This is a genomic window from Streptomyces sp. NPDC014882 (assembly GCF_043081325.1).
Taxonomy (GTDB): Bacteria; Actinomycetota; Actinomycetes; order Streptomycetales; family Streptomycetaceae; genus Streptomyces.
Map to the genome: position 1 here is coordinate 178477 of NZ_JBIBWL010000011.1, position 17780 is coordinate 196256.

At 72.8% G+C, this 17780-nt stretch carries 13 protein-coding genes; 6 read left to right on the forward strand and 7 right to left on the reverse strand.

The features are described from left to right. Positions 1 to 335: 335 nt before the first annotated feature. Both ACF09K_RS24445 and ACF09K_RS24450 read right to left on the reverse strand, forming a co-directional pair. The gene (locus tag ACF09K_RS24445) at positions 336 to 1271 is read right to left on the reverse strand and encodes an MBL fold metallo-hydrolase (RefSeq protein ID WP_392246669.1); all 936 of its coding nucleotides are present in this window, start codon (positions 1269 to 1271) and stop codon (positions 336 to 338) included. Positions 1272 to 1282: 11 nt separating this feature from the next. Then, positions 1283 to 2608, reverse strand: a complete 1326-nt coding sequence (locus tag ACF09K_RS24450) for an MFS transporter (RefSeq protein WP_392246671.1) — start codon at positions 2606 to 2608, stop codon at positions 1283 to 1285. A 148-nt stretch (positions 2609 to 2756) separates the two neighbouring features. Between ACF09K_RS24450 and ACF09K_RS24455 the strand changes: the two genes are divergently transcribed. From ACF09K_RS24455 to ACF09K_RS24465, 3 genes are all read left to right on the forward strand, one after another. Then, a complete protein-coding gene (locus tag ACF09K_RS24455; RefSeq protein WP_392246673.1) occupies positions 2757 to 2963 on the forward strand; it encodes a hypothetical protein in 207 nt (68 codons plus the stop codon). Further along, positions 2950 to 4341, forward strand: coding sequence for an amidase (locus ACF09K_RS24460; protein WP_392246674.1), 1392 nt, complete (start codon positions 2950 to 2952; stop codon positions 4339 to 4341). The genes ACF09K_RS24455 and ACF09K_RS24460 overlap by 14 nt, the downstream gene beginning before the upstream one ends. Before the next feature lie 142 nt (positions 4342 to 4483). After that, on the forward strand, positions 4484 to 5110 hold the full coding sequence (locus ACF09K_RS24465; protein WP_392246676.1) for a TetR/AcrR family transcriptional regulator: 627 nt from the start codon (positions 4484 to 4486) through the stop codon (positions 5108 to 5110). A 519-nt stretch (positions 5111 to 5629) separates the two neighbouring features. Here the strand turns inward: ACF09K_RS24465 and ACF09K_RS24470 are convergent. Further along, positions 5630 to 7720, reverse strand: coding sequence for a M4 family metallopeptidase (locus ACF09K_RS24470; protein WP_392246678.1), 2091 nt, complete (start codon positions 7718 to 7720; stop codon positions 5630 to 5632). Between the two features lie 786 nt (positions 7721 to 8506). Then, positions 8507 to 9511, reverse strand: coding sequence for a helix-turn-helix domain-containing protein (locus ACF09K_RS24475; RefSeq protein WP_392246680.1), 1005 nt, complete (start codon positions 9509 to 9511; stop codon positions 8507 to 8509). A 766-nt stretch (positions 9512 to 10277) separates the two neighbouring features. On the opposite strand from ACF09K_RS24475, the gene ACF09K_RS24480 reads away from it, so the two are divergent. Continuing rightward, positions 10278 to 11003, forward strand: coding sequence for a glycoside hydrolase family 11 protein (locus ACF09K_RS24480; RefSeq protein WP_392246682.1), 726 nt, complete (start codon positions 10278 to 10280; stop codon positions 11001 to 11003). A gap of 419 nt (positions 11004 to 11422) precedes the next feature. Here ACF09K_RS24480 and ACF09K_RS24485 read toward each other — a convergent pair whose 3' ends face one another. Genes ACF09K_RS24485 through ACF09K_RS24495 form a run of 3 tightly spaced genes read right to left on the reverse strand, consistent with a single transcriptional unit; the run spans position 11423 to position 13938 of the window. Continuing rightward, positions 11423 to 12037: a TetR/AcrR family transcriptional regulator gene (locus ACF09K_RS24485; protein WP_392246684.1), complete on the reverse strand. Its 615-nt coding sequence runs from the start codon at positions 12035 to 12037 to the stop codon at positions 11423 to 11425. A gap of 60 nt (positions 12038 to 12097) precedes the next feature. Continuing rightward, entirely contained in the window at positions 12098 to 12814 is a 717-nt protein-coding gene (locus ACF09K_RS24490) for an ABC transporter ATP-binding protein (RefSeq protein WP_392246685.1), read from the reverse strand. After that, complete coding sequence (locus tag ACF09K_RS24495; protein WP_392246687.1) at positions 12811 to 13938, reverse strand: ABC transporter permease; 1128 nt, start codon at positions 13936 to 13938, stop codon at positions 12811 to 12813. Before ACF09K_RS24495 ends, ACF09K_RS24490 begins: the two co-directional genes overlap by 4 nt. A 570-nt stretch (positions 13939 to 14508) precedes the next feature. On the opposite strand from ACF09K_RS24495, the gene ACF09K_RS24500 reads away from it, so the two are divergent. Together ACF09K_RS24500 and ACF09K_RS24505 are read left to right on the forward strand one after the other, a co-directional pair. Next, on the forward strand, positions 14509 to 16011 hold the full coding sequence (locus ACF09K_RS24500) for an FAD-dependent monooxygenase (protein ID WP_392246777.1): 1503 nt from the start codon (positions 14509 to 14511) through the stop codon (positions 16009 to 16011). A gap of 576 nt (positions 16012 to 16587) precedes the next feature. Then, positions 16588 to 17772, forward strand: coding sequence for a serine hydrolase domain-containing protein (locus tag ACF09K_RS24505; RefSeq protein ID WP_392246689.1), 1185 nt, complete (start codon positions 16588 to 16590; stop codon positions 17770 to 17772). Positions 17773 to 17780: the final 8 nt, after the last annotated feature.

The window sequence follows — 17780 nt, forward strand, 5'->3', positions numbered from 1 at the left end:
CTTCGGGTGACGCCCGGTTCGTGAGACGGGAGCAGGGTCGCGTTGCTCGGCCGGCGAGGGGCGAGTGGGGCCGGCAGGTTGCCCTCGTCCGTGACGCGTCGGCGTGACTGTCGCCCACGGGGGACAGCCGACAGCCGGCTTGCGCGAAGGGCGCAAGCCGATGCTCGGTCATCACGTCGTCCGGCCCCATCGGTGACGGCGGAGCGCATGCCCGAGGAGCCTCGTAGCCGCTCCCGGGCCGTCCGGTCGCGGACGGCCCGGGACGTCACCCGCACGGACTCGGTGCGACTCGGTGCGACTCGGTGCGCGGCACGTCCCGGGTGCTCCGATCCGCTTCAGCCCTCGATGGGCGTGACCCCCGAGGGCGCCGGGACCAGTCGGTACCCGCCGTCCTCGCGCAATACGTGTCCGGCGGTCGGCGGCGGGAAGTGGCTCCCGAGCAGGAGAGTCGACGTGCCGGCCAGTGAGGCGAGCACCCGGTTCCGGGTCCTGGCCGCGAGTTCGGGAGCGACGTCCACACAGCTGCAGAGCTCCGGATGCGCCATCTGGACCGGGTGGTGGATGCTGTCGCCGGTGACCAACGCGGTCTCGCCACGGCTGCTCAGTTCCACCGCCACCTGCCCCGGTGTGTGGCCGGGGGTGGGCAGCAGACGGACGCCCGGCGCGACCTCCGTGCCCTCGTCCGCGACATCGACGAGGTCGAGCAGACCTGCCTCCCGGACGGGATGGACCGAGTCCCGGAACATCTGCCGACGCGCCTCCTCCATGTCGACACTCGCCCAGTGGTCCCACTCGGTGCGTGAGGTGAGATAGCGCGCGTTCGGGAAGGTGGGCACCCAGTCGTCGCCCTCGGCACGCGTGTTCCACCCCACGTGGTCGGCGTGGAGGTGGGTCAGGACCACGACGTCGACGCTCTCCGGCGCGAAGCCCGCCGCCCGTAGCCGTGCCTCGTAGTCGCTGTTCAGTCTGTGCCAGGCGGGGTTGGCGCGCGGCTTCCCGTTTCCGATGCCGGTGTCCACCAGCACCCGCATGCCGTCCGCCTCGACGGCGAAGCTGTGACTCGCCAGGCGCAGGACGCCTTCTTCGTCGGCGAATTCGGGGCTCAGCCAGGGAGTCCGGCTCACGAGGCCGGGGGTTGCCCCGGGCAGCAGCCACGGACCGGTCCGGGCGGGCAGGGCCACTTCGTCGACGCGTCGTACGGTGTGGTCGCCCACCGTCCAGGAAGAGGCGGGGGGAGTGGTGGACTCGGGCGTTTGCGATGAGGTGAACACGGCGACTTTCCCTACCTGTCATGGGGCGCGAGGACGGAGATGTCCGGAGCGGGTGTGTCGGGTGAGGCGGATGTGTGGTTGCTCGTTGCCGGGCGGGAGCGGGCGTCCGGGGACGGTGTCCGGCGCCGGCTGCGCGGCGTCGCGGTCAGCGTCGCGACGGCGACGGTCGCCAGTACGGCCACGCAGCCGGCATGGGCCAGTGCTGCCGCACGCAGCCCGAAGCCGGCGGTGAGGGCGCCGGCGCCGATGGCGGGCAGACTCATCGCCAGGTAGCTGAGTACGTGATAGGAGGCGAGCGTGCCGCTCTTCTCCCGGGCCGGGACCGAGTCGACGACCGCGCGCAGCGCACCCTGGGAGACGGCTCCGAAGCCGAACCCGGCCAGCGCCGCCCCGGCGAAGAGAAGTACCGGGCAGGCGAGACGGAGGGCACCCAGGGTCAGGACGGCCGCCGGAATCACCGCGCAGCTCCCGAGGAGAGCGGAGACGTCGGCACGCATCCTGCGCGTGAAGTACACCGTCGGGGCGGCGACGGCCGTCAGCGTGAAGAAGACCATGCCGCCGGCGTATTCGGGTCCGCCGGGGGAGACGAGCCGTGTGAAGCCCGGTCCCAGGGACGAGTAGAAGCCGCCGAGTGCCCAGACGGCGACGACGCCGGCGCCGTTGAGCAGGAGAGCGTGGGCGGCCGCCGACGGCAGCGCCGGGCGGGGCCGCGTCGAGCGCAGGGCTCCGGGACGGCGGCGGACGGTCTCGGACGTCGGGACGAGGGCGATGGCCTGCGCGGCGAACACGGCGATCAGGGCCGCGTACACCGTGATCGTCGGAACGGGGGCGAAGCGCACCATGAGGGTGGCTGCCAGGACGCCGGCCGCCATGCCCGTCACCGGCGCGATGCTGTTGGCCAGAGCGGGGCGGCCCGGCCGGGCGGGATCTTCCAGGTCGAGGAGAGCCGCACCCGCCGCGCTGGTCGCCGCGCCGGTCGCGATGCCCTGCAGCACGCGGGCGCCGATCAGGGTGGTCAGGCCGCCGGCCGTCGCGAACAGTGCCATGGAGGCGACCTGGACCGCGAGCGCGCCCAGGAGCACGGGGCGGCGTCCGACATGGTCGGAAAGGGTTCCGGTCGTCAGCAGTGCGATCAGGAGCGCCAGAGCGTAGGCGCTGAAGACCACGGTGATGTCGAGGGACGACAACTGCCACTGAGCCTGGTAGCGGGGGTACAGCGGGGTCGGCGCGCTGGATGCGGCGAGCAGCGCGATCAGGATCGAGGCGTACAGCGCGAACGGCAGGCGTCCGGAGGGGGAGGTGCGGGGAGGCGCCAGGCCCGCGGGGACACTCTGCATGAGGGTCCTTCCCGTACTAAAAGCGATTGGTTTGCTTTAAGGCACCGTAGGTCCTACGCTCGACTAAAGCAAACGATTCGCTTTTGCGGTGGCCGGAGGTCCTGTACCAGCCCCGGCCCCTCGCGCCGCACGGATGCGGAAGGAAGCCATGAGCAGCGAACTCACTCCCCAAGAGGCAGCCCGAGGGGCGTTGCGGGCGGGTCTCCCCCTCGGGGACGGCCGACACGAAGCAGTGGCCATGACGGCCAACCACATCCACTCCGTGATCAGCACGTTGCGCGAGCTCGATTTCGGCGAGACCCCTCCCGCGTCCTCCTACCGAGCCGGACGGGGGAGCGCCGATGCAACCGTTTGAGCTGTCGCTGACCGAAGCCTCCCGTGCGGTGCGCGCACGGGAGCTGTCCCCCGTCGAACTCACCGAATCGGTGCTCGCCCGTATCGCCGCCGTCGAAGGACGGCTGGGCGCCTACGTCACCGTCACCGCCGACGCGGCCCTGGCCGCGGCGGTCCGTGCCGAACGGGAGATCTCCGGCAGCGGACCGCGCGGGCCGCTGCACGGGATCCCCATGGCGCTCAAGGACCTGATCGACGCGGAGGGGATACCCACCACGGCGAGCTCGCGCGTCCGGGCGGGGCACGTGGCGGAACGCGACAGCCGGGTGGCCGAACGGCTCGGCGCCGCCGGGGCCGTCCTCCTGGGCAAGACGCACACGCACGAGTTCGCCTACGGCCTGACCACTCCGCAGACGAACAACGCCTGGGACCACGGCCGGGTCGCGGGCGGGTCGAGCGGCGGCTCGGCGGTGGCCGTCGCCGCCGGCGGGGCGACGTTCGCCATGGGCACGGACACGGGCGGTTCCATCCGGGTCCCCGCGGCCCTGAACGGCGTGGTGGGCCTCAAGCCGACCTACGGCCTGGTCCCCCGCACGGGCGTGACCTCGCTGTCCTGGTCCCTGGACCACGTGGGCCCTCTCGCCCGCACCGTCCAGGACGTCGCGCTGGTGCTGTCGGCGACCGCCGGCCACGACCCGCGCGACCCGGCGAGCGTGTCCGGCCCGGTGCCGGACCGCTTCCCGGGAGGCGACCTGCGAGGACTGAAGGTCGGCGTACCGCGGAACCACTACTTCGACCGGGTCACGCCCGAGGTCGAGGAGTCCGTACGCGGCGCGATCGAGCGGCTGGCGGAGCTGGGGGCGGAACTCGTCGACGTCGAGATCCCGATGGCGCGTCACCTCCAGGCCGTTCAGTGGGGGCTGATGGTTCCCGAGGCCACCGCCTACCACGAGCGGTCGCTGCGGGCCACCCCCGACCTGTACGCGGCGGACGTTCGCATCCTGCTGGAGGCCGGCGAACTCATCTCCGCGGGCGACTACCTCCGCGCCCAGCGGGCCCGCACCATGATGCGAGACGCCTGGGCTCGCATGTTCGACGGAATCGACGTCCTCGCCGCGCCGACGGTGCCGACGACCGCCGCCGAGGCGGGGCAGGAAGCCGTCGAGTGGGCCGACGGCACGACCGAGGCCGTGTCGGACAGCTACGTCCGCCTCTGTGCCCCGGCCAACATCACCGGCGTCCCGGCCCTCACCCTGCCGGTCGGCCACGACCGCGCCGGACTGCCGATCGGCATGCAGTTGATGGCGCGCCCCTTCCGCGACGCGACGGTGCTCCGTGTGGGCCGGGTCTACGAGGAGTCGGTGGCCGGCGCGGGGCGGCTTGCTCCCCTCGCTGCCTGAGGGAAGGCGGACGTTCCGGCCGGCATGCGGTCGCGTCGCCGCAGGGGCGTCCGCCGTGCTCGGGCGCCCGGGCGCGCGGCCCCGCGGGTCGCCGACGCCGGCCACCGCCTAGAAGCAACAAAATCGCATTAAGGTGGACCGCATGAGTCCCAGGCCCATGGTTCGCCCCGGCGGGCGCAGCGCACGCGTACAGGAGTCCGTCCATGCGGCGGTACGTGAACTCGTAGGGGAGGTGGGCCGCGACGCGCTCACGGTCCCGATGGTGGCCGCTCGGGCGGGCGTGACCCCCTCCACGATCTACCGTCGCTGGGGCGACCTGCAGGAACTCCTGTCCGACGTGGCCGTCGAACGACTGCGCCCGGAAACGGATCCGGCCGATCTCGGAAGCCTGCGGGCCGATCTCGACGCGTGGGCGGAACAGTTCCTCGACGAGATGGCCTCGCCGCCCGGGCGCGCCTACATCCGGGACGCCCTGCTCGGCGACCCCGACGGAACCCACGCCGGCCGGTGTTCGGCGTATGCCGCAGAGCAGATCGACGTCGTGTTGGCCCGTGCGGTGCGGCGGGGGGAGGCGGTGCCCGAGACGGAACTGCTGATCGACCGTGTCGTGGCGCCGATCATGTACCGCATCCTCTTCCGCCCCGGCCGGCTGGACGCCGCGTACGCGCGCGAGCTCGTGACGAACGCCGTGTGCGCCCAGCAGACCGAGGCCGGCGCCCGCCCCACCCGGGCCGCCACCCCCTGGCACTCGAAGAAGCCCGACAACTGACCACTTCGCTCATCGGGCGGTCCGGCCACTGGACCGTGGAGGCCAAGCGGCCGGCCGCACTGGCAGGGGTCCTGGAATCCCCGCAGTCATCGACCAGGACGCAGCTCTTGGGCACGACGCCCGTTTGCTCCCCGTGCGCGCGAGGGGCCCTGCGGCGCGCGGTCAGCCGTCCCGGGCTCGTTCGGGTCGGGCCCCGGTGTGAGCGAGGCGGTGGGACGCGATGCCGCTCCGGAGGACGGCGCTCAGGGCCGGCCGGTCGGCGACGACCGGGCAGAACAGGTCCGGCAGTGCTTCGTCAGGGGCGTCCACGTGACCCGTTGCATGCGAAAGAAGGGGAACGGCTCCGGTCACGCGGACGTACCTGGCACCGGTCGTCCGCCCTGACCGCAGGAGAGGGACGCGGGCGCCCCCTGCTCGCGGACCGAGCGGGGGCGCCCGTCGGGCGGAGACGCGTGGCAGGCCCGGCCGGTTCTCGCCGGCCGAGCCCACCGGACGCGTCCGCGGAGCCTGTGAGGGGGCTCAGCCGGTGGTGACCGCGGTGTCGTCGATCAGGAACCCGGTGGCGAGGGAGGAGTCCTCGGTACCGGTGAACCTGATCGTGACCGTCTTGCCCGTGAACGCCGACAGATCGAGGGTCCGCTGGGTGTAGCCGCCGGGCGTGGCGTTGGAGTACGTCGCCAGGGTGGTGGTGCTCGTGCCGGAGACGACCTGGGCCTTCAGGGTGTCGTACGGAGTGGTGCCCGACTCCTTGGTGTCGATCGCCAGGAAGAAGCTGAGCTTGGGCGCCGTGGCGGTGGCCGGGATGGTCACCGACTGGGACAGGGTGTCGGTGTGCGTGGTGCCGTATCCGTCCAGCCAGGCGTAGTACGAGCCGGAGTGCGGGGCGGCGCCGGCGTCGTTGGTGATCACGCCGGAGCTGGCGGTCCAGTTGACCGCACCGGACTCGAAGCCCGGGTTGGAGAGCAGGTTGGAGCCGCTCGGCGGCGGGGTGGTGCCGCCGCCGCACGTGGTGGAGGTCGGGACGACGGCCACGCCGCTCCACGCCTTCTCGACGGCGGCGCACTGGCTGCTGCTCGCGCCGTACAGGTCGATCGCGGCCTTGATGCTCGCGGTACGGGCCTGGGGGTAGGTGGTGCCCGAGGTCATGTACGTGCTGAGCGCGCGGTACCAGATCCTGCCCGCGGCGTCGTTGCCGATGCCGGTGACGGTGCCGCCGTCACAGGTCGGGCTGTTGCCCCAGCTGGACGAGCCGGAACCGACCGCCAGCAGGTAGAAGAAGTGGTTGCCCACTCCGGAGGAGTAGTGCGGGTCGAGGTTCTTGGTGCCGGTGGTCCAGCAGCTCTGCGAGACGCCGTCCTTTTTCGGATCGTCCATGTACCGCAGCGGCGTGGAGCTGATCTTCTCGCCGATGAGGTAGTCGGGGGTGTCCGCCGGGCTCTTGGCGTTGAACTCCACCAGGGTGCCGAAGACGTCGCTGGTCGCCTCGTTCAGGCCGCCCGCGTCACCGAAGTAGTTCAGGCCGGCGGTGGCGGAGGTGACACCGTGGCTCATCTCGTGGCCCGCGACGTCCAGTTCGGTGAACGGCTTGTCGCCGGGCGCACCGTCACCGTAGATCATGCTGAAGCTGGTGTCGTCCCAGCCGGCGTTGGCGTAGTTGTTGCCGTAGTGCACGAACGAGCGGGCGCCGACGCCGTCGTTCTTGATGCCGTTGCGGCCGTGCACGTTCTTGTAGTAGTCCCAGGTCGCCTGGATGCCGAAGTGGGCGTCGGCGGCGACGGTGGCGCGGTCGCTGAGCGTGCCGTCGCCCCACACGTTGTCGGTGTCGGTGAACGCCTTGCCCCAGCCTGCCGGCGGGCTGTCGTTGGTGGCGGTCAGGTTCTGGGCGTCGCGGGTCTCGCCGTTGCCGCGGGTGGGATCCTTGAGCTGGTAGCCGCCGGAAACCGCCGTGGTGGTGAGCGGGACGTCACCCACCTGGTAGCCGTGGCCGGTGCCCTCGGCGGTGTGGAAGTCGTTCCACGTCTGCCCCACCTGGCCGGTCAGGGCGTCCACCAGCACGTTGAAGTGGCTCGGCGACTGGTCGGGGGCTGTGCCGTCGACAGTCACCTGCCACGCCAGCCGCGGTCTGCCGGACAGGGCGTTCACCACCAGCTTGCTGGCCGTCCCGGCGCGCTTGCCCTGGAACTTCTTCTGCGCCAAGGCCTCCGCGTGCTGGGCGGTGACCTTGGGGGTCACCGGCAGGGAGAGGCTGGACTCGAGGGTCAGGGTGCTCTCGCGGAACGCCCCGGTGGGCGAGGAGTGCACGATGACGTCACCGCCCAGCACGGGCAGGTCGCGGTAGGTGCGTGTCATGTGCACATGCCGGGTGCCGTCCTTGTCGATCAGCACCGAACCGGGCTCGAACGTGTCGTCCGAGCCGGCGCGAACCGCTGCGGGGTGTGCGGCGATCGAGAGGCGGGCGTCCTGGACGGCCTGGCTCTCGCCGGCCTTGGGCGGGTGGGGCCGGGCGGTACCGGCGGTGGGGGATCCCGCGGCGGCAGGGGATCCCGCGGCGGCTATGAGCAGTCCGCTGACGGCCATCGAGATCGATGCGGCGAGGAGGCTTCTCTTCATGAGCCGGGATCGTGGCCGTCGTTCGAAGGCAGGGTCAACGAACGTCAACTCTGTTTAATTGCGGACGCTGTGAAGAGGGCGGTGACCGGCTCCTCTCCCGCTTACGGCTCTGCCGCACCCCGTGCTTGGCCAAAACTGTTCACAGGGTGTCCAGCGTCTCGTCGATACGCGGCCGGGCCGCGGTCGGCTCGCGCGGCTGTCGGGGCCGAGAGCCGTGCGGCCGTCGCGGGTACTGTCCCCGGACTTTTTTGACGCACTCCGCAACGGTCCGTTCGAGACCGTCTTGGACTCCGCCCTGCGTGCCGGCGGGCTCTGTCCCGCTCCCGGCGATGCGTCACCGGCGCCTGAAGGCGTGGGTGAGGAGACGAGGAGAGCGATCGCCTCGCGGTCGCTCGGCGGCCGGGTGCGCGGCGTTCCTGCCTTACGGCCCCTCACCGCCTCTCCGGGGAGCGGGGGTTGCGGAGGGGCGCCCATCCGGACCGGTGAGGCGGTGCCCCGGGCGCGTCGGCGTCGTCACCGGCTCCCACGACCGCCGACCGCCGACCGCCGAAACATGCCCTGCCGGACACCCTCCCGCACGCCACCGTGACGGTGCTCGCCCGCGTCGGGCACCACTCCACCAACTGGCACACCCACCAGGCGTCTTCAGGCCGTCGCCGAGCGGATCGCCCCTCTCGGTCCGCGGGGCGACCATGGCGTCAGGACGGTGGGTGGCACTCGCGGGGACGCCGCGACGCGCGACCTGCGATCAGGGGACGTGCTGGTCGCGTGAGACGGAGATGCTGGTCAGTGCCATTCCCAGTGGAGCGACTGGAAGCCGGGGCCGGGGTTTTCGAAGACGGTGTGTGCCCGGCCGGCGGCGCTTATCCACACCGGTTCCGCGGACACCGACCGCCAGACGGCCGCGGCTCTGTGGGACCGCCAACAGCGCACGGGCACGGCGTCCGGGTGAAAGGCGACTTCCAGGGTGTAGAGGAGGGCGGGGGAGAGGAACCCCCGCCCGCACTCCTCCGCGCGGCGTCCGGTCTCCGGGAACCGCAGGGTGTACTCGATCAGCGTGGTACCGCCCTCGGACAGCGTGCGGTCCAAGAACAGTTCGGCGACCGTCAACGGCACGCTGTTGTCCGAACGCAGCCGCCCCAGGCGGGCGTTGCGCACGTCGGCGAACTCCGGGAGCGCCGTGTCCGGGTCCTCGCCGTGAAGCACCACCACACAGCGGTCCACCCCGTCCCGGGCGGCCTTCAGCGTCAGACGGGTGGTCAGCCGTGCCCCGGCTCCCCGTGCGTCGAGCTCGTAATGGTCGTGGGCGGCGACCCTGAGCAGGCCGTCGTCCGTACTGTCCAGCTCGGCCAGCAGGTCGGGAAGGCTTTCGAACTCCCGCCACAGCCGCTCGGTCTTCAGCACGGCGGCATCCCGGTTGACCCAGCGGCCACGGGGACGACGTGGACCGAGCAGCGAGACCAGCCCGTCGGTGGGGACGCCCAGCAGTTCCTCCAGAAGCCGGACCGCCTGCCGGGAGTGGGGCCGTTCGGGACGGCTGCGGCCGCGCCTCCAGTAGCTGAGCGTGGTGACGCTGATCTGGACGCCTCGCTCGGCGAGCCGGTGCCGGATCCGCTCGAGACTGAGCCCGCTGGCACGCAGGGCGGAGTCCAGGGCGGTCTCGAACGGGCCGTTGCGGAGTGCGTCGAGGAGGTCCGGGGGCAGTACCCGCGACGGCCGCACGGTCCTCGGCTCCGACAGCCGTGCTCCCTGGAGCGCCTGCCCCAACCGTGACGCGCCACTGACGTCCACCAGGTTCTCGCCTCCTGCACCGCACTCGCGCGCCGGGGCACGGGCGCTGCCTGTGACGGTGTTCTCGTGTGGGGGTAAGGAACGGGTCACAGGCTAGTGAGGATCAGGACAGTTTTAGACGGGACCTTAAACACTCTGTGAACAATCTTGACCAACGCCAAGGGGCGCGGAGACGTCCCCGGAGGCCTCACGCCCCGTGCTCGGCGGCGGCTTCGAGCTGTTCTCCGGTGCGGTCGTAGGTGGGCTGGGAGTCCTCGCCGCAGATGCCGCAGATGCTGCCGCCACCGCACCGCACCGCACCTCGACGCAGACGACGGTCGCGGATTCCGCCGCGTCGTACGCGGTGACCGGGGCGGGCCGTTCGCGTCCAGTCGTTCCCGGTGGGGCCGCGACGGGCACCTTCACTCGCGTTCGAAACTTTCGAGCATCGCGTCCGTTGTTGCGTTACGCCCCTTCTCCCTCTCCTTCCCTTCCTCGTGACGGTTCGTATGGGGGAGGGTCTTGAACAGCGAAGACGTACCCGCCAAGGCCTTTTCCGGTGACGGGGATGTTTCCGAAAGGCTGCCGAAAGTGTTGACAGGTTCATCGCGCTCTACGAAAACTGTGGCCACCGAACGACAGGAGGCCGTCGTTCCCCTCGTGTCAGGTGACCGGGGGCGGCGGTCGGTCGTTGCGGCACGACGACGGGCGACCCCCGCCGTGTTCCATGCAAGGCCGCGGGCGGCGGAAGCCGCCTGCCCCCCACCAGCCTTCATCGGGAGGACGCATGCAACAGGACGGCACGCAGCAGGACCAGATCCAGCAGAACCCCGCCCCCTTCAGCGGCTTGAGCCGACGAGGCTTCCTCGGCGGCGCCGGCACCGTCGCGCTCGCCACCGCGTCCGGACTGCTGCTGCCCGGCACCGCCCACGCCGCCACCACCATCACCACCAACCAGACCGGCTACGACGGCATGTACTACTCGTTCTGGACCGACGGCGGCGGCTCCGTCTCCATGACGCTCAACGGGGGCGGCAGCTACAGCACCCGGTGGACCAACTGCGGCAACTTCGTCGCCGGCAAGGGCTGGAACACCGGTGGGCGCAGGACGGTCCGCTACACCGGCTACTTCAACCCCTCGGGCAACGGCTACGGCTGCCTCTACGGCTGGACGTCGAACCCGCTGGTGGAGTACTACATCGTCGACAACTGGGGCAACTATCGGCCCACCGGCGAGTACAGGGGCACCGTCTACAGCGACGGCGGCACGTACGACATCTACAAGACGACGCGGTACAACGCCCCCTCCGTCGAGGGCACCCGCACCTTCGACCAGTACTGGAGCGTCCGGCAGTCGAAGGTCACCAGCGGCTCCGGCACCATCACCACCGGCAACCACTTCGACGCCTGGGCGCGCGCGGGCATGAACATGGGCCAGTTCAAGTACTACATGATCATGGCCACCGAGGGTTACCAGAGCAGCGGAAGCTCGAACATCACGGTCAGCGGCTGACCTCTGTCCGGCGAACGACCGGCTGCGGGCTCCGCCCTCGTGGCGGAGCCCGCAGCCGTGGCGAACTCGCCACCGCGGTGGGGCACCCCCGGCCGGGCGAGCCCGCGGGAACCACCACGTCGGCCGGCCGCCCGGGACGCTCCCCGGCCGTCGCCCCGGAAGGGGCCGCCTCCCCGGGTGCGCCCGGCGCTCGTGAACATCCGGTTGCCGAACCGTCCGCACCCGCGCGCCGAGGTCGTCGGCGGGATCCACGGCATCGGCGGCGGGTCCGTCCTCGCTCCGGTGCCCGCGCCGTGCCGTGTCGTCGCCGGTCGCCGTGGCTCCGTCCTGGCGCCCTCCTCCGCCCCGCGACGCACGGCACCGGCCTCCGCTGCCCGAACCGGCCCGCTCCACACGAGGGGCCCCGGGGCACGGCGTGCTCAGGCCGGTCCCGCGTCGTCCGCGTGGACCGTGCCGCCGGCCGGGGACAGGCAGCGGCGCACCAGTTCGAGGGTGCGTTCCGTGACGGTGTCGAGCGGGGTGCCGTGGTCGACGGCGGTCAGGGCGGTGTGCAGCATTCCGGCGATCAGGTCCGCCGTGAGCTCGGGAGCGGGGACGCCGGCGTCCCGTACGGCGGCACGGAACGGGGCGACCTGCTCCAGGTGGAGCGCCGTCAGCCATTCCTTGCACGCGGGATGGAGGTCGGCGGTCATCAGGGCGGCGGCGGGCCGGTGCGCCCCCTCGGCTCCCAGGCGCAGGCTCTCCGTGAAGAACGCCTCGACGCGTTCGACGGGGCCGTCGGCCGCGGCCATGGCCGCGGCGAGCGCCTCGTTCGACCGCCGGTACGCCTCCTGCATGATGACGACCAGCAGGTCGGCCGTGGAGTCGAAGTACTGGTAGACGCTGGAACGGGCCAGGCCCGCCCGGGCGCCGACCGCCGCCGGGGTGACGGCGGCGGCGCCCTCGTTCACCAGGATGTCGATCGCCGCCCCGACCAGCGCCTCACGCTGCCGGGCGCGGTGTTCGGCGACGGTGGAGGCGTTGATCTTCGGCATGCGGGGCGGGCTCCGGGTCGTGAAGGGGGCCGGGAGCGACGCCTCGGCCCGCGGCCCCGGTCAGGACAGGCGGCCGTCGACCATCTCGTGCACCCGGTCGGCAGCGTCCATTATCGCCGTGTCGTGGGTGACCATGACCGTGGCCGTCCCGTGCCGGTGGGTCTGCTCGGCGATCAGCCGTACGGCCTCGGCCGAACGCACCCGGTCCAGCGCCGAGGTGGGTTCGTCCACCAGCAGCACGGCGGGGGAGGTCATCAGCGCGCGGGCCAGGCCCGCGCGCTGGCGTTCGCCCCCCGACAACTGGTGCGGCCGGGAACCGGCGCGGTGCGAGAGCCCGACCGCCTCGACGAGTTCGTCCGCCCGGGTCCGGGCCGCCGCGTCGAGGCGCCCGTCGATGTGCAGGGGCAGGAGGAGCTGTTCCCTGACGGTCAGGGAGGCCAGCAGGTTGGACTGCTGGAAGACGAAGCCGATGTGGCGCCGACGGGCCGCGGTGCGTCCCCTGTCCGACAGTGCCGTCAGCTCGGTGCCGGCGATCCGGACCGTGCCCGAGGTGGGCTGCTGGAGGCCGCCGGCGACGGCGAGGAGGCTGGACTTGCCGGAACCCGAAGGGCCGACGACGGCGACGAACTCCCCGGGGGCGACGGTCAGACCGACGTGGTCGAGGGCGGTCACCGCGGTGTCACCGTCGCCCAGGGTGAGGGTGACGTCCAGCAGGCGCAGTCCCCCGGGGCCCGCGGCGTCCGGAGCGGCTCGGTGGTCGGTGGCGGACGTGGTCATCGGGTGGCTCCCAGAGCGGTCAGGGGGTCGACGGCGGTGATGCGGCGGACGGCGACGACGGCGCCCACGGCTCCGAACCCGACGAGGAGGCCGGAGGAGGTGGCGACGGCGGGGGCGGAGAGGGAGAACGGCGCCTTGCCGGTCATCGCGCTCCCCAGGGCCAGGCCGACGGCGGTGCCGACGGCCGTGGCGCCGACGAGTACGGCGACGACCTGGGCGAGCGCGTCGCGCAGGACGTACCCGGTGGGCGCGCCGAGCGCCTTCAGCAGGGCGATCTCGGGCTTGCGCTGCACGGTCCAGACGGTGAAGAAGGCACCCACGACGAGTGCGGAGATGGCGTACAGGAAGCCCTTGATCAGGGCCATGGTGCTCGACTCGGCCGTGTAGCCCGGGGACGCGCCGAAGGCCGCCTCCCTGGTGTCGGCGCGGGTGGCGGTCGCCCTCTCCACGGCGGAGACGTCGGCGCCGTCCTCCAGGGTCAGGGCGACGGCCGTGGCCTGCCGGCGGGCGGCCTCGGGGAGCTCGCCCGGCAGGCCGTACCGCAGGTGGCGCCACGTGTCGAGGTCGGTGTAGACGACGCCGATGTGGCCGTAGGAGACGGTGTCGTCGACCTCGCCGACGACCTTCAGGCGCACCTCGCTCTTGTCCGCGGTGAGGATGTCGCCGACCTCCACGCCCAGGTCGGCGATCTCCCGGGTGATGACGATGCCCGCGCCGCCGTCCTCCAGGCCCTCGCCCTCGGTGGGCTCGGGGGCCAGGGCGGAGTCCGGCGCCATGCCGAAGACGGCGAGGTCGACCTGCTCGCCCTCCTCGGCGCCCCGGGTCACCCGGGCGTTGGCCAGGGTGTTCCCGAACGGTTCCGCCCGCTCCACCCCCGGGGCCTCGGACCAGGCCCGCCAGTCCGCCTCCTCGACGGTCGAGCGGGAGAACTGCTCACCGGTGGCCTTCTCGTCGAAGGCCAGGTGGGTGACGGGCAGCGCGCGCAGGCCGGATATGCCGGCGTCGGCCAGGCCGGAGGCGAGTCCGGACAGGAGCACGCCGAGCACGGCCATGAGCGCGACCACCGCACCCATCAGGGCGAAGCGACCACGGGCGAAACGCAGATCGCGTAGGGCGAGGAACACAGGATCTCCGGGCGACGAGGGAGTGGGCACGGGGCGGGGCGCGCATGCGGCGCCCCTTTGCCGAAACTTGACGACTGTCGTGTCGGTATCCTAGGGGATGTTGCCGACACCCGTGTCGGCACCCTGTGTTTTCGCGCCCCGCGCCCGCGCTCCGGTCGGAGCCGGAGGAGGGCGAGGCGGCGACGGCGCGTCGGAGGGCTCGCCGGGGGCGGGTCCGGCGCGACAGCGGCCCTCCGGGCCACACGGGCCACACGGGCGGCACGGGCCGCACGGGCCGCACGGGCCGCACGGGCGGCACGGGCCGCACGGGAGCGGGACGCGCGGGCGTCCGGTTCCGGCCGGGGGCGCCCGGCGGTTCTCCCACGGCGTCGAGGACCCGCCCCGGCCCGTGGAACCGTCCCGCCGGCGGGACAGGGAGAGCTCGGCAACGGCTCATCCGTCCCGGCACCCGCGGCGCCCAGGTTGTCTTGACCGGCTGATCCGCATTCCGTGAATGTGGAGGCGATTCGGCGATTCGGCGATGCCAGAGGCGCAGGGGAACGAGGGGGAAACGGCGTGGGACACACCGGCATGGACGCGGACGTGGTCGTCGCTGGCGCCGGGCCGACGGGCCTGATGCTCGCCTGCGAGCTGCGGCTGGCGGGCGTCGACGTGGTGGTGGCCGAGCAACTCGCCGAGCGGACGGGTGAGTCGAGGGCCGGCGGGATGCACTCCCGCACCCTGGAGGTGCTGGACCAGCGCGGAGTCCTGGACCGCTTCCTCGCGGTCGGCGAACCGCAGCCGGTGGGCCACTTCTCCGGCCTCTACCTGGACTTCGACGAGTCCGAGTCCCGGCACCCCTACCCGCTGATGATCCTGCAGTCCGCCATCGAGCGGCTGCTGGAGGAGTGGGCCACCGAGCTCGGCGTGCGGGTGCGCAGGTCCTCCGAGGTCAGCGGGGTCCGCCAGGACGAGGCCGGCGTGACGGTCGAGCTGGGCGGTACGGCGCGGACGGCCCCCGCGACGCTGCGCGCCCGCTACCTCGTGGGCTGCGACGGCGGGCGCAGCACGGTGCGCAAGCTGGCGGGCATCGACTTCCCCGGCACCCCGGCGACGATGACCGCGATGATCGGCGACGTCGAACTCCCCGATCTGCCCGAGGACTACGTCTGGGTGCGGCGCTCCGCGGGCGGCGACTTCTCGGCGATCGCCTTCGAACCGGGCTGGTACCGGGTGATCACGTCCGAGTACGACCGCGTCGTGGACCGCGACGAACCCCCGACGTTCGAGCAGCTCCGGGAGTCCCTGGTCAGGCTCGCGGGCACGGACTACGGCATGCGCGGCCCGCGGTGGGTCTCCCGGTTCGGCGACGCCGCGCGGCAGGCCGCCCGGTACCGCGAGGGCCGGGTGCTGCTCGCGGGCGACGCGGCGCACATCCACTTCCCGGCCGGCGGGCAGGGGCTCAACATGGGGGTGCAGGACGCGGTCAACCTCGGCTGGAAGCTCGCCTCGGTGGTGCGCGGCCGGGCGCCGGAGAGCCTGCTGGACAGCTATCACGCCGAGCGCCACCCCGTCGCGGAACGCGTCCTCCACAACACCCGGGCGCAGGCGGCCCTGGCCCGCCCCGGCGCCCAGACGGACGCGCTGCGCGACGTGTTCGGCTCGCTGATCGTGTTCGACGACGTCAACCGGTACCTGCGCGGCATGCTCACCGGACTGGACATCCGGTACCCGGTCGGGGGCCGCCACCCGCTGGCGGGCCGCCGCGTCCCCGACGCCGACCTCAAGACGCCCGACGGTGCCACCCGCGTCCACGAACTGCTGCACGCCGCCCGCCCCGTGCTGCTCGACCTGCGCGGCAGTGCCGAGGTGGCGGCGGCCGCCGGGGACTGGGCCGATCGCGTCGACCTCGTCGAGGCGCGGAGCGAGGACGACCACTGGTCCGTCCCGGCCGTCGGCGAGATCCCCGCCCCCGCGGCGCTCCTCGTCCGCCCCGACGGCCATGTCGCCTGGGTGGCCGCCGGCGCCGCACCCGACACCACCGCGCTCCGGGCCGCCCTCGCCACCTGGTTCGGCCCGGCCCCGCGGGGGTGAGACACCGCCCGGGACGCCCCGCGGCCGACACCGGCGGGCCCGCGTCGGAGGATCGGTGCCGGCCACGCCACCACCCACGCCCCCGCCCCGCCTACGCCCCGCCCACGCCCCCGCCCCGCCTACGCCCCGCCCACGTCACCGCCCCCGCCCGCAGACCCTGCTGCCGGACGCCCCCGCGAAGCGGTGAGTGACGCTCTCCCCGCCGGGTCCGGTGTGTCGGGCTGAGACCGGGAAGCCCGTCCCGGACCCCGGACCCCGGACCCCGCCGCCACACCCCGGGGCCGCGGTCCGGGATGACACCCGGTTCGGTCCGGCCACTCCGGTCCGCACTCCCGGGCCGGCCCCTCCGGTCCGAGCACCCCGCGGCGCGTCGGCGTCGGCGCCCCGGTCCCGCACGCCCGGGCGCACCGCTCGACCACTCCCGTCGTCGTCCGCGGCCCGCCGCACGAGCGCCCCGCGCGCGGACACGGCGGACACGGCGGGCACGGGGGCCCACGCCACCGCCGACGGACCGCACGACGCACGAGCACGGCACGCAGCCGATCCCACATCCCACACGAATCCCAGGAGTACGCGATGACGGTGACGACGGTACGGAAGAGTTCGAGGACCGGAGTGGTCGTCCTGGCGGCGGCCGCGATGGCGGCCACCGCCTTCACGGCTCCCGCCCGGACGCCGCAGGACACGGCTCCCGCGGCGGCCGGCCACCGGGCGACGCAGCGCGCGATGGACGCGGCCGTGCGGGCCGGCGTCCCCGGCGTCACCGCCCAGGCGCGGGACGCCGACGGCGTCTGGAAGGCGGCGTCGGGCGTGGGCGACCGGGCGACGGGAGCACCGCGCGGCAAGAACGACCGGTTCCGCGTCGGCGGCATCACCAACACGTTCGTGGCGGTCGTCCTCCTCCAGATGGAGGCGGAGAGGAGACTCAGCCTCGACGACACCGTGGAGCGCCATCTGCCCGGCCTGGTGCGGGGCAACGGCAACGACGGCCGCGGGATCACCGTACGGCAGCTCCTCAACCACACCAGCGGCCTGTTCGACTACTACGCCGACCAGGACTACGCCGGGACGTACCTGACGGGCGACGGCTACCTCCGGCACCGGTACGACACCCTGACGCCCGAGAAGCGCGTGGCGGCGGCCCTGTCCCACGAGCCGCTGTTCGCGCCCGGTGCCCGGCACGCGTTCTCCGGCACCAACGACGTCCTGGCCGCGCTGATCGTCGAGAGGGCCGGCGGCAGGTCGTACGAGGACGAGGTGCGCGACCGCATCATCGAACCCCTGGGGCTCGGGGCGACGTCCCACCCCGGCACCGGCGTCCGGCTGCCCCGGCCGAGCAGCCGCGGCTACTCCCGGCTGTTCCCGTCGGCACCGGACCGGATCGACGACGTGACCGAGGTGAACGGGTCACAGGGCTGGGGCAACGCCGACATCATCTCCGGCGCGGGCGACCTGAACCGGTTCTACGGGGCCCTGATGCGCGGGAGGCTGCTGCCGCCGCGGCAGCTGAAGGCGATGAAGACCACCGTCGACAATCCCGACTTCCCGGGCTCGTCCTACGGGCTCGGCATCGAGCGGTACACGCTGGGCTGCGGCACCACCCTGTGGTACCACGACGGGGGCACGGTGGGGTGGATCTCCTTCGCCGCCACCACCGAGGACGGCCGCCACCAGCTCGCGTTCAACTACAACGGCGACTGGGGGGCGGAGACGATCCTCCCCGTCCTGAACGCCGAGTACTGCGACACGCCCTCCCGCTGAGGCCGGGG